Genomic DNA, 13527 nt, shown 5'->3' with positions numbered 1-13527 from the left:
AAGCTAGGGCATTATGATGGAGATACTTCATAAAAATATAAGTAAAGCAAATGTTTACAATTATACCAACATATGAATGGGTACTCATAAAGGATTTGCATGACCTAACAGTAATAGGAAAACGGAGGAAGAATAATATGATGTATGATGTGGTTGCGATTGGGGAGCTTCTCATTGATTTTACGCCTGTAAAAAATGAAGTAAGCACAACACCTATGTTTGAGCAACATCCAGGTGGCGCACCAGCAAATGTATTAGCAATGCATGCAAAACTTGGTGGAAAAACGGGTTTTATTGGTAAGGTAGGCGATGATGCCTTTGGCCATTTTTTAAGGGATGTACTAGATGATTGCAAGATAAGTACCAAGGGACTTATAATGTCAAAAAGTGTACATACCACATTAGCTTTTGTACATCTAAGTGAGGAAGGGGAACGTTCATTTAGCTTTTATCGGAAACCAGGTGCAGATATGATGTTAGTGAAAGAAGAAATCAATAAGACCTTAATTGATCATTGTCACATGTTTCATTTTGGTTCCGTGTCTTTAACCGATGAACCCTGTAAAAGGGCCACCATTACGGCAGTAGAATACGCTAAAAAAAATGGAAAAATCATCAGTTATGACCCCAATTATCGTCAAGCCCTTTGGAAGGATGCACAGATTGCAAAAGAAGAAATTCTAGGCATAATGCCTTTAGCTGATATTGTAAAAATTTCACAAGAGGAAATGGTATTTCTTTTTGGACACGGGGATATGGAGAAGGGTGTCAAGCAGATTAAAGATATGGGTGTTTCACTTGTTTTAATTTCTATGGGGGATAAAGGTGCTTATTATGCCAATAAAAAAGTATCTGCATTCGTACCAGCATTTAAGGTTCAATCCATTGACACAACGGGAGCTGGAGATGCCTTCTTAGGCGCATTGCTCTACAAACTAAGGCAGAAAAGCTTGGAAGATATACAAACCATGGACAAAGATTACTGGCATACTATTCTACTGTTTGCTAATGCGGCAGGTGGTCTTACAACAACTAAAAAAGGTGCTATCCCAGCAATGCCAAGTGAGGATACAATAATAGAACTATTAAGAAAAAACGTGTAGGATTATACACGTTTTTTATATGGGGTACTGCCAATAGTAGTGGCAGTATAGAGTTATAAAAAAATCTAATTGCTTTCGTATCTATCTCTATATAAGTAAACGACTTCTCGTTTTATTTAAGGAATTGTTACAGTATCAGAAGCACTAAAATAGCCTCCTGAAATTTCATTTACTGCATCAATATCCACATTCACTTGACAATAGATTCTTTTACCAGATGCAAACTTTTTGTAAGTAGCTACATAATTACTTATTCTACTCATTGGAACAATATTAGTTGTTCTAATGTCATATGAATATGTTGAGAAGGTATCAGGATCTCTATACTTGTTTTTGCCAGTCATTTTTTTAAGAAGAGCGCCATAACCATAAGCTGTGGTATAAAAAGCAAGACCATCTGCTTGGGTATAGCTAATTCTCCAACTCACATTAACGGTAACAACATCACCCTTTGACATACCTGCAAAATCATCTTTGTTCTCAGCAATTAATTCATCGGTTAAGGTAAATGGAATTTCATAATCATACGCAGCAATAACATTTAGCCCAAGTGCTTCTATTTCTCTATCAATATCAGCATTGATATCAACCATTTGCTTAGTTAAATGGTCTGAAGCCGCATTCACTTGTGAAGGAATGGCAACAAGGATTAAACTCATGATAAGCGCCATAAACATGGTATTTGTACATATCTTTCTTATTTTCATATACTTTCTCTCCTTATTAATTCATGAATAATATGTTTTTTGTTACTTAAAAATAATATATAACTCTCCCCATATAATGAAACAAATCGATTATAGCACCAAAGGGTTAAAAAATCAAATAATTAAAAATATATTATTAAATATTAAAATAAAAGAAAAAATAGAGAATTTATATTTAATATTTACAATAAAATACAAAAATTAATATGTATTTTTTAAAATAATCACAGTCATATATGTTGTAAATGAAAGGAGGTACAAGTTATGAGGTAATTTTTCACATAAGCTGCTTTGATTAATTTTTGGCTAGAATTTAACCTATTTAATTGCTGATTATTGGATAATCTGTATAAACATACCCTGTTCATATAAAAAGTTATATGATAGAATAGATATACCGTGAAAATGAATTGAATTGTTTATGGCACATTATTACAAAAATGTTGGATAAAGAAAAGAGGATAAACATGCAAAAAAAGTTTGAAAAATTTATGGAGAAACATTGGCGTTTAGTTGTTATCGGTGTAGCTCTTGTTTATATGGGGACAGGACTTTATCAGATTATTACTGGTATTGAATTAGATCCAACAAAGATGAGGGGTGTAGAAGGTTTTCTGATGGTTATAGCCATAGGATCCCTGTTCTATGGTAAGAAAAAAGAAAGAGAACGGATGCAGCGAGAAGCAGCAGAACAAGAGCATGCAGGTATTCCAGTTGAGCACCATATGCCTGTTCAAGATAATGGGAATAACGCAGGATAAATAAAATGGTGGCTATATAAAGCGCAGTGATTAACCTGCGTTTGTTTCCTATGTAAAAACACAACGTAATAAAGGATTGATGTGACAGATAAACATATAGGAGGCTATGGTGAACATATTTAAAAGTATACGTACAAAATTAGTGTTAGGTTGTTTATGTCTAAGTGTCATTCCTATCTTTCTCATCACAGGCATGCTTTATTTAAGGTCGGTTACAATCATTGAACAAAACACAGCAAATTCCATGATGCTTAATCTAGAGCGCCATAGTGAGAAAGCAGATGAGCTATTTATGAACACCTACTATGATTTGGTTAATTTCACATTTAACCATACATTAAGAGAAGCTATCTCAGAAGGTGACCATACAACCTTACAGAAAATGCTGCACCAACATGCAGTTGTAGACACTTTTTTGGATAGTGTCTATTTGTTTCTGCCAAAAGAGGGAAAATTGGTATCGTCTATGGATGGAAGAGAGGTCAAATACATTGAGGATCTAGATGCTTTAGGAAAAACCATTCCTAAGGTTAACCAAAATAATTGGATAGAAACCTTTGAATATCAAGATAACTTATTTCATCATAAGGACTATCATTTCGCTATTAAGAAAAAAATCTATGACCCAGATAAAGAAGAGGTTGTGGGGATTGTGATTGCCAATGTGGATGAACGGAAGATTTATTTTAATCTATTACATGATTTGAAAAGACATAACAACGATAACATTTTTTTACTTAATAGTAAGAACATGATTGTATCCACAAAGTTTAAGAACGAGATTGGTCGTGCATTTACCTTGGATAAAAGCATGACTGCAAACTATAGTGCTAAAGACGCACATATGATTAACATTAAAGGTGAGAAGTATTTAATCGTCTATCATGTCAGCGGACTGACAAAATATAAAATGGTCTATATGGTTCCCCAAAAAGTCATTGTATCGGATGTTGAAGATATAAAGTATGTTGCTCTTGGACTAAGTATCATTGTATTACTAGCTGTTGGAGTACTGTGGTACATGTTAACCATGGATATTTATCGACCCATTTCCAAGATGGAAAGTCACATGAAAGCAGTAGGGCAAGGTAACTTTGACATACAGATTCCTTCAGCTCGAAACGATGAATTAGGTGTATTAATCAAGGGCTTCAACAGTATGACGAGTAAGCTTAACCATTTATTTAATGAAGTATATCGTTCTAAGTATCAGAAGAAGGAAGCCGAATTAAAAGCCTTGCAATCTCAGATAACACCTCATTTTCTATACAACACGTTGAATTCCATTCGGTGTGTCGCTATACTACAAAATGCCAAGACTGTAAGCAGTATGTTAGGCTCTCTTATAGAGCTATTACAAGGAACGGTTGGCAATAAACATGTCTACATCACCTTAGAAGAAGAAATACAACAAGTGGATCACTATGTAAAACTTCAACAATTTCGTTATAATGATGCATTCTCAGTTACGTATGACTTGGAGGATAACGTTAAACAATACAAATTGCCTAAGCTTATTTTACAGCCGTTAGTTGAAAACAGTTTGCAGCATGGCCTTGATCTGCGAGGAAAGGAAGCCCATATTGGGATACAGGCATTTGAAAAAGATGGTAAACTTGTAATCTATGTTGTGGACAATGGTCGAGGTATTACGGTTGAGACCGTTGAGAAAATTTTTAATGGTGAAATGGATAAGACTAGAAAATTTAGTGGTATTGGCATTAATAACGTGGACGAAAGAATTAAACTATATTTTGGAGATGAATACGGTTTAACTTATTTATTAGATGAAAAATCAGGCACAAAAGCCATGATTAAGTTGCCTATTATAATGTCTGATGAGAAGGGCTCAGTGATGATAAACGACTGACATACAGCTTGGAATAGGAGGTGTTGAAGGTGTATAAAGTTTTAATAGTGGATGATGATTTCCCAGTGAGGGTATTGTTAAAACAAATGATCGATTGGGAAGAGGAAGGGTTTGAGATTGTTGCTGAAGCCATTGATGGGGAGGAAGCACTTGAAAAAATAGAGTTCCATAAGCCAGATATAGCTATTGTGGATATTGGTATGCCCATCATGAATGGCGTTGAACTGATAAAGGCGTTACAAGAGCGTTCCATTGCGTGTAAGGTTATCGTTCTAAGTTGTCATGATGATTTTCAATATGTCCATGAAGCCATGAAGTTAGGAGCAGAAGAATACATATTGAAAAATCTGGTAACAGAAGAACGGCTTAGAGAGGTATTATCTCAGATTAAACAAGCCATACAAGAGGAAAAACGAGAAAAACAAGAAAGTCAGCAGTTGAAGCGTTGGGCAAATCGTGGCATGTGGGAATTAAAACAGGATTATTTGCAGCAGATATTAAGAGGAATCAGCATTAATAAATTAAAAATGGAGCAGCTCATCCAGGAGTTATCCATGGGTATATCCAAGTATAACAATGTGCTATTGCTGTTAGAAATTGACCACTATGAAGATGTACTTAACAAGTTATCAGAAGAAGAGGATCAGAAACTTTTTAATTTTTCCATACGTAATGTGGCTGAAGAAGTGTTACAGACTGTTGCCAAGGGGGAAGTACTTGAACTTGGGGGAGCCCATATTGCTCTTATTATCGACGTAGAAAATGAGAAAAGTGAATTTGCCATAAAAGAGAAAATGAATGATTTAGCGATTAAATTACGAGGCAGCATTAACCGTTACCTGGATATTCAAGTCAGTATGGTCATAACAGAGAAATCCCACCAACTTTTTGATTTATTCCATTTATATGAAAAAGCCCTTATTACCATGCTGGTTAAGTTTTATGAAGGAGAGAATCATATTTTCTGTACCAATAACTATAACAATGCCATTAACCATCAGCACATGTTGCATGTTAAGTTATTGGATAAACGAATTGAGCAGTATATAAAGACAGCTGATAGGAAAGGCATTGACAACCTATTGGATGATTTGAGTGATCAGGCTATAGAAAAAGGGATAACACCCAACAAAGTCATACGCTTCTGGTTAGATATGCATACCATCTTGGAACGGTTTAGTAGGAAGTACAATTTAGATATAGCACGATTATTGGATGGGAGTATGGCAAAAGCCATCCAAAAAAGTGAGACAATACACGAGCTAAAGCATATCGTCATGGATGTGGTAGAAGAGATGATACAATATTTTCATAACCTTCATGGGAAACAAGTAACCAATGAGAGTGTTAAAGAAGTCATGTATTATGTTGGGTGCAATTATATGCATGATATTACATTAAGTATGGTTGCTGACCATATCCAGATGAACATGGCCTATCTGAGTCACCTCTTTAAACAGGAGGTAGGTGAATCCTTTGTGGATTATCTGAAGCATATACGGATTGATAAGGCCAAATATCTGCTTGAGCATACCAATGAATCCATAAACAGTGTAGCCAGTCAGGTGGGCTTCTATGATAGAAGGTACTTTTCTAAAATATTTAAAAAACTGGAAGGTATTAACCCTACTGCCTATAAGAGAAAGATAGAATAAGTGTAAGCAAGGGAGAAAAATAAAAAATTTACCCCCTTCCCAAAAAATGAACCCCTTATAAAGGGGTTCCATTTACGTCATACTAATATTACAACATACATAAGAACTCTAGTTGCAATGAAGGTATGATCTTTAAGTTTAGCGTTGCATAACCAAGAGTTCCACAAAGTTGGCTATCAAAAATAAAGGGAGGTTTCAGGTTTATGAAAAAAATAGTGACCATGCTATTTATCGGTGTGATGTTAGTAAGCACAGTTGCAGGATGTTCAAAAAAGAGCAGTAAAATGACAATTGGTGTTTCTATTGCTAACTTTGATGATACCTTTTTGACTTACATGATGGATGGTATGAAAGCATATGCCAAAAAGTTACAAGAAGAAGGTATTGAATTAGATGTTGAATACACCGATGCCAAGGAAGATATGGCTAAGCAAATGGATCAAGTAGAAACATTTGTTGTGCAGCAAAAAGATGCCATTGTGGTCGTACCTGTGGATACAAGTGCCGCAGACCCACTAACCCAAGCAGCTACAAATGCAGAGATTCCTATTGTTTATGTAAACAGAAATCCAGGTAATTTGCCAGAGGGTGCTTTTTACGTAGGTTCAGAAGAAATCAAAGCGGGTATTATGCAAATGGAGTTCTTAGCTGAAAAGTTAGGCGGCAATGGTAAAATTGCCATTCTTATGGGTAAATTAGATAACGAAGGTGCCCTAAAGCGTACAGAAGGTGTTGAGCAAATCAGTGCAAAATATGATGGTATTGACATTGTTGATAAGCAAACAGGTTTGTGGCAACGGAATGAAGGTATGATGAAGACCGAAGACTGGTTAAACAGATTTGGTGATGAATTAAAAGCAATTGCATCCAACAATGATGATATGGCATTAGGTGCTATTCAAGCGTTGAAAGATGGTGGTAGAGATGACATCTTGGTTGTTGGTGTGGATGCTACGCCTGATGGTTTAAATGCACTTAAAAATGGTGAATTAACAGCCACTGTTTTCCAAGATGCTGCAGGTCAAGGCGGTGGCGCCATTGAACTAGCTTATAAAGCAGCTCAAGGCGATAAACCAGAACAAGAAAAATGGATTGATTTTAAATTAGTAACGCCTGAAAATTTAGATGAATTCCTAAAATAACTTTCACCAAAAGTTAAAACAATGCAAATTCACTTCACGGTTTAATGAAAGGGTTGTCCCTTAAAGACAGCCCTATTCTATCCCAAATTAGGGAAAATAAAGGCAGAATATTTGCTCTTGTTAAAGGAATGATGCCTTAAATAATTAAGAAGTCTTACATATAAGGAGGTAATTATGTGAGCAATTATGTTTTGGAAATGAAGAACATTGTTAAAGTTTTTCCTGGTGTTAGAGCACTAGATGGTGTATGTCTTCGTCTAAAACCAGGCCATGTTCATGCGCTCATGGGCGAAAATGGAGCGGGTAAATCAACATTAATGAAATGTATTATTGGCATTCACCCACCTACATCTGGTGAGATAGTTTACAAAGGTAAAAAAGTGAATATGACCAACACCAATAAAGCTCTACAGATGGGTATTTCCATGATACATCAAGAACTTAGCCCCATCTTACATCGATCCATTATGGAAAATATCTGGTTAGGACGAGAGCCAAAGAAAGGGTTTTTCGTTGACCATAAAAAGATGTATCAGCAAACAAAAAATCTATTGGATAGTTTAGACCTCAATCTTGACCCTAAGGAGAAAATGGCCAACTTAACCGTAGCAAAGATGCAGATGATTGAAATTGCAAAGGCAGTGTCTTACAATTCAGAGGTTGTCATTATGGATGAACCTACTTCCGCATTAACCGATAGAGAAGTGGAACATCTATTTCGCATTATTCAGCAATTAAAAGCACAGGGCACAGCAATTGTTTATATCTCCCATAAGATGGATGAGATTTTTCAGATATCCGATGAGATTACCGTCCTTCGAGACGGCCAATATGTAGCAACCCATGAAGCAAAAGCATTAGATACAAATACGCTCATCCAATTAATGGTTGGACGTGAACTAGATGACATGTTTCCTAAGATTAAATGTGACATAGGCGAAGAGAGATTACGTGTTGAAAAGTTAACCGTTGAAGGTGTTTTTCATGATGTTTCATTCTGTGTTAGAAAAGGAGAAATTCTAGGTATAGCCGGTCTTGTTGGGGCAGGAAGAACAGAAGTGATTGAAACCATATTTGGTATTAGGAAAAAAACATCTGGGTGTATCATTATCGAAGGTGAGGAAGTGGACATAAAATCACCGGAAATAGCCATTCATAATAAATTAGCGTTATTAACAGAAGATAGAAGACATACAGGGATTTTCCCCATGCTCAGTGTAAAAGATAACATGGTGATTGCAAACATGAGCGATTATATTGCAACGGGATTTGTCCAGCACAAAAAGATTGTACAGGATTGTGATGACTATAAAAATAAGATTAGAATCAAAACACCAAGCCTCAATCAACAGATTCAAAACCTATCAGGAGGTAACCAGCAAAAAGTGCTTGTAGCAAGATGGTTGTTGACACAACCGGATATCTTAATACTTGATGAACCTACCCGGGGTATTGATGTTGGCGCTAAATCTGAGATTCACAGCTTAATCACGGAATTAGCAGCACAAGGAAAATCCATTATCATGATCAGTTCAGAGTTACCAGAGATTCTTGGTATGAGTGATACCATTGTGGTGATGCATGAAGGAAAAGTAACGGGCAGGATTGACCGAGAAGATGCCAATCAAGAGCGGATCATGCAACATGCCACCAATACCAATTAGAACAAAGGGAGGACTACATATGCAAAACAATAAGCAAAAGGCTGATAACAAATCAACCGTTATTATGTTAACTAAAAAGCCAAAAGATACATTTGCTTCTCAAAAAGCGTTTTTAAGTAAGTATGGTATCGTACTTGTTTTAATCGTCATGTTTGTACTCATGAGTTTTATGTCACCTGTTTTTATGACAGCTAAGAACCTGTTCAATGTGGTGAGACAGATATCGGTCATTGGATTAATTTCTTTAGGGGTAACCCTTGTTATTATCGCTAAAGGGATTGACCTATCATCCGGTTCTGTATTAGCCGTTGCAGCGGTTGTAGCAGCTAGTCTAGGGCAACAAGGTGACTGGCAAGCAAAAATGTTTCCTAATCTACCAGAAATGATTGTGCTTGTACCGATTATAGCGGCTCTCTTAGTGGGACTCATTGCTGGATTGATCAATGGTACGCTCATTGCAAAAACGGGTATACCCCCTTTTATTGCTACCTTGGGTATGATGGTTTCAGCAAGAGGATTTGCCCAGATTTATTCCAATGGCCGTCCTGTATCGACCCTTACGAAATCCTATCAATGGTTTGGTCAATCCTATGTCTTAGGTTTTGGCGATTTTCGAGGGATTCCTGTTCCGGTTATACTGTATATCATAATGATTTTGATCACCTATATCCTATTGAATCATACCCGTTTTGGCAAGAATATCTTTGCCATTGGCGGTAATATTCATGCGGCAGAGGTATCCGGTATTAATGTGGATCGTAATCTGATTAAAATCTATGCCTATGCTGGATTATTAGCTGGTCTTGCAGGTTTTGTATTATCTGCAAGAGTTAACACAGGACAGCCAGGTATGGGTATGTCTTATGAGCTTGATGCCATTGCAGCAACAACCATTGGTGGTACATCCCACTCAGGGGGGATTGGTACCATATGGGGGGCTGTGGTTGGTGCTTTAATTTTAGGTATCCTAAATAATGGACTGAACTTACTAGGGGTTAGCGGCTATTATCAACAGGTCTTTAAAGGCGTTATCATTGTTGGCGCTGTTATTATTGATATGCGTAAGAATAAAAAGAAAAAATAACGGTTATGTCTATAAATCATGAAGATATGTCGAAGGAGGTGAAGAAACGGTTGTTAAGGTTATTGAATGACTTTACAAGATTACCGTTTCGAAGGGAAGATGAAGAAGATAAAAATTGGTGCAGTTGGTCTTGGTCGTTTGGGATATCAACATGCTGAAAATATAGCTTTTAAAATACCAGGGGCCGAGCTTGTTGCTCTATGTGATAAAGATGAAGTGAAGTTAAATAAAACAGCAGATGCTTGGGGCATCCCCAATCGCTATACAGATTATGAGGACATGATAACGAATCAGGCATTAGATGCAGTTGTGATTTCGTCACCTTCCAGCTTACATACAACGCAGATAGCACAGGCTCTTGATGCAGGACTACATGTATTCTCTGAGAAGCCATTAGGTACGAATCTAGAGGAATGTAAGATAGCGGAAGAAGCTGTTGAGCGTCATCCAGAATTAGTATTTATGCTGGGTTTTATGAGGCGCTATGACCCTTCTTATGCTTATGCAAGAGAAAAAATTAGAAATGGGGACATTGGCAATGTGGTCTTATTTAGAGGTTATTCTCAAGACCCAGAGAGTTGTATCGAGGGAGCCATTGCTTATGCTGGACATAGCGGCGGACAATTTATTGATATGGCCGTTCACGATATTGATCTTGCCCGTTGGATGGTAGACTCAGAGCCAATAACCATCCATGCCATTGGTGGTTGTTATGCCCATCAGGAGTTTGGGGCGTTCAAGGATGGGGATAATGTAGCGGCTCTTATGCAGATGGAAAATGATGCCATGGTATTTTTATTTGCAGGTCGGACTGCACCACATGGGTATAATGTAGAAACTGAAATTATTGGTACGAAAGCCACATTAAGGATTGCCAGTGTACCACAAAAAAATATGGTTGAGATATTGGACCATCATGGTGTACGCCAAGAGTGTTCTCAGGATTTCTTGGAGCGCTTTGAACAAGCTTACTTGGCAGAGATTAATGAATTTATTAAGTGTATACATGACCATAGAAAACCAGAAGTTACGGTTTATGATGGTACCAAGACAACGGAGATTGCTTATCAGTGTAAAAAGGCATTTGAAACCAATGAATTAATACGTATGTAAATTCTATCATAAGATAGTGTTGAATAAACAGGTCACATAGCACTATTTTCCAACAACATGGTAATAACCATAGAAGACCTTGTTAAATAATTATTTATATTGACAGGATTTAATGAGGGATATATAATGAAATTAAATTTACTAAAACGTTTACTCTATGCTAATGACAAAGAATAAGCATTGTATAGACATTGTCATTTGATAAGTTTCATTAATGTAAGCGTTAATTAGGAGTTGGAAATGATGAAAATAACCATAAAAGATATCGCTGAGAAAGCAAACGTGTCCGTAGCCACAGTTTCCAGGGTTGTTAATAACAAAAGTAAAGGTGTAGGTGAGGACACAAGGAAACGAATACTTGAACTTGTTGAGGAATATAATTACCAGCCAAGTGCTGTAGCACGGGGGCTTGTGACGAAAAAATCCAAAATTATTGGTTTGATTATACCCGATTTAACCAATCCTTTTTACCCTAAAATGGCAAAAGGAATAGAAGATGAAGCCTCAAAACATGGTTATAACATCATCTTATGTGATGGCAACAATTCCATGGATAAAGAAGCGGCATATTTGGATTTTCTTGGTGAACACTATGTATGCGGTATTATTTATAATAATTTTAAAAACATCAGTGACACCATTTTGAACAAGATTCTAAAAAGCTCCTTACCACTGGTTTTTATTGATTCGAAACCAGAGATAAAAGGCTGTAAATGTGTATATCTGGATAATCACAAGGCCATGTATGATATGATTGAATACCTCATACATAATGGTCACCGGCGCATTGGGTTTATGACGGGACCTCTTGATAGTTATTCCATTAATGAACGGTATAAAGGGTATCTTAAAGCCCTTGAAGACAACGGTATTGCTATTGATTCTGATTTAGTGGTACAAGGAGAGTATGCCATCAAAGATGGTTATGATGCTATGGAAAGATTACTGGAAACAGGAACAGACATGACAGCTGTTGCTTGTTGTAATGATCTTATGGCCATCGGTGCAATGGAAAAGATAGAAGAACTTGGCATGTGTGTACCAGAAGATATATCTGTCGTAGGTTTTGATAACATTGAAATGACACGATTAGTACGGCCTAAGTTGACTACCGTTGCTCAACCCATCTACGATATGGGAAGAGAAGCAGCCCGTATGATTATCAATATTATAGAAGGTCATGGTAAGCATACTCAAGATAATCTCGTTTTTGAGCCCAGTCTAGTGATCAGGGATTCTGTAAAAAAAATAGAAAAATAGTTATTTTTTTAGAGGGAGAGAAAACGTTTAACCTAATGAAAAGAATAGAACGATTATGTGGTTTCTATCTTGTCCCATATAGGTTTTAGGTGAATAAAAGGAAATTCATATTCCTACATAAAAAAGGAGAGAACAGATATGAACAACTTAGTTTTTCAGGAAGACAGACCGTTAGATTTAATTGCTGTAGGTCGTTTAGCTGTCGACTTAAATGCCAACGAGATTCATCGTCCAATGGAAGAAACAAATACCTTTACAAAATATTTAGGTGGTTCGCCTGCTAACATCTCAGTTGCTGTATCAAGGCTTGGTCTAAAAGCAGGGTTTATCGGCAGAGTAGCAGATGATCCATTAGGTCGTTTTATTCTTCAGTATTTAGGTGATAACAACATCGACGCTTCTCATGTGGTAGTTGATAAATCCGGAGCTAAGACAGGTCTTGCCTTTACAGAAATTAAGTCACCTACGGATTGCAGTATTCTAATGTACCGATCAGATGCCGTTGATCTAAAACTAGAAGTAACTGATGTGAAGGAAGAGTATATTAAGCGTGCAAAAGCTGTTCTTATTTCAGGTACGGCACTTGCTGCAAGTCCCTCAAGGGAAGCCGTATTTGCCGTATTGGAACTGGCAAGAAAACATAATACGGTTGTTTTCTTTGATATTGATTATCGCCCGTATACATGGAAATCTGTTGAGGAAACAGCTATTTATTATAGTTTGGCAGCTGAAAAATGTGATGTGATTATTGGTACCCGTGAAGAGTTTGATATGCTAGAGATGTTTTCCAACCCAGGTAATACAAATGATGGCGTTACAGCTAAGAAGTGGTTCGATTTCAACGCTAAGATCATGGTGATCAAACATGGTAAAAAAGGGTCTTTTGCTTATACATTAGAAGGTGATCAGTATACAGGAGCAGTATTTCCTGTCATACCTGTGAAGACTTTTGGTGCTGGTGATTCTTATGCCGGCGGCTTTATTTATGGCTTGATGCAAGGATATGACCCAGGTAAAGCCATGGAGATCGGTGCGGCATCCGCTTCTATTGTGGTATCCAGTCATAGCTGTTCTGACGCAATGCCTGGGATTGATAAGATTGAACGGTTTATAGAGCAATATGATGGAGAAAAGGCTTATGATGTTGAGCAAATCTAATCATGAAGCT

Annotated in this window: 11 protein-coding genes; 10 read left to right on the top strand and 1 reads right to left on the bottom strand. The window is 36.8% G+C overall.

What is annotated here, in order from left to right; translation table 11 throughout:
• The first annotated feature begins 137 nt into the window (after positions 1 to 137).
• Positions 138 to 1103: a carbohydrate kinase family protein gene (locus HZI73_RS17825; protein WP_330619577.1), complete on the top strand. Its 966-nt coding sequence runs from the start codon at positions 138 to 140 to the stop codon at positions 1101 to 1103.
• A gap of 116 nt (positions 1104 to 1219) precedes the next feature.
• Here the strand turns inward: HZI73_RS17825 and HZI73_RS17820 are convergent, their stop codons facing one another.
• A complete protein-coding gene (locus HZI73_RS17820) occupies positions 1220 to 1810 on the bottom strand; it encodes a hypothetical protein (RefSeq protein ID WP_212694726.1) in 591 nt (196 codons plus the stop codon).
• A 467-nt stretch (positions 1811 to 2277) separates the two neighbouring features.
• On the opposite strand from HZI73_RS17820, the gene HZI73_RS17815 reads away from it, so the two are divergent.
• The 9 genes from HZI73_RS17815 (at position 2278) to iolC (ending at position 13517) form a co-directional block, all read left to right on the top strand.
• A complete protein-coding gene (locus HZI73_RS17815; RefSeq protein WP_212694725.1) occupies positions 2278 to 2571 on the top strand; it encodes a hypothetical protein in 294 nt (97 codons plus the stop codon).
• 106 nt (positions 2572 to 2677) lie between these two features.
• On the top strand, positions 2678 to 4441 hold the full coding sequence (locus tag HZI73_RS17810) for a cache domain-containing sensor histidine kinase (protein ID WP_212694724.1): 1764 nt from the start codon (positions 2678 to 2680) through the stop codon (positions 4439 to 4441).
• Between the two features lie 29 nt (positions 4442 to 4470).
• Positions 4471 to 6096, top strand: a complete 1626-nt coding sequence (locus HZI73_RS17805; RefSeq protein ID WP_212694723.1) for a response regulator transcription factor — start codon at positions 4471 to 4473, stop codon at positions 6094 to 6096.
• 203 nt (positions 6097 to 6299) lie between these two features.
• A complete protein-coding gene (locus HZI73_RS17800) occupies positions 6300 to 7238 on the top strand; it encodes a sugar ABC transporter substrate-binding protein (protein ID WP_212694722.1) in 939 nt (312 codons plus the stop codon).
• Between the two features lie 176 nt (positions 7239 to 7414).
• The gene (locus HZI73_RS17795; RefSeq protein WP_212694721.1) at positions 7415 to 8902 is read left to right on the top strand and encodes a sugar ABC transporter ATP-binding protein; all 1488 of its coding nucleotides are present in this window, start codon (positions 7415 to 7417) and stop codon (positions 8900 to 8902) included.
• 19 nt (positions 8903 to 8921) lie between these two features.
• Positions 8922 to 9986, top strand: coding sequence for an ABC transporter permease (locus tag HZI73_RS17790; protein WP_212694720.1), 1065 nt, complete (start codon positions 8922 to 8924; stop codon positions 9984 to 9986).
• A 66-nt stretch (positions 9987 to 10052) separates the two neighbouring features.
• Positions 10053 to 11099: an inositol 2-dehydrogenase gene (gene iolG, locus HZI73_RS17785; RefSeq protein ID WP_330619576.1), complete on the top strand. Its 1047-nt coding sequence runs from the start codon at positions 10053 to 10055 to the stop codon at positions 11097 to 11099.
• Between the two features lie 240 nt (positions 11100 to 11339).
• Positions 11340 to 12359 (top strand): LacI family DNA-binding transcriptional regulator, encoded by a 1020-nt coding sequence (locus HZI73_RS17780; RefSeq protein ID WP_212694719.1) that lies wholly within the window; start codon positions 11340 to 11342, stop codon positions 12357 to 12359.
• A gap of 138 nt (positions 12360 to 12497) precedes the next feature.
• Positions 12498 to 13517, top strand: a complete 1020-nt coding sequence (gene iolC / locus HZI73_RS17775; protein ID WP_212694718.1) for a 5-dehydro-2-deoxygluconokinase — start codon at positions 12498 to 12500, stop codon at positions 13515 to 13517.
• Positions 13518 to 13527: the final 10 nt, after the last annotated feature.

Origin of the sequence: Vallitalea pronyensis (assembly GCF_018141445.1) — a bacterium.
GTDB lineage: Bacteria > Bacillota > Clostridia > Lachnospirales > Vallitaleaceae > Vallitalea > Vallitalea pronyensis.
The sequence above is the reverse complement of the archived record's forward strand: the minus strand, read 5'-3'. Positions and strand labels throughout refer to the sequence as shown.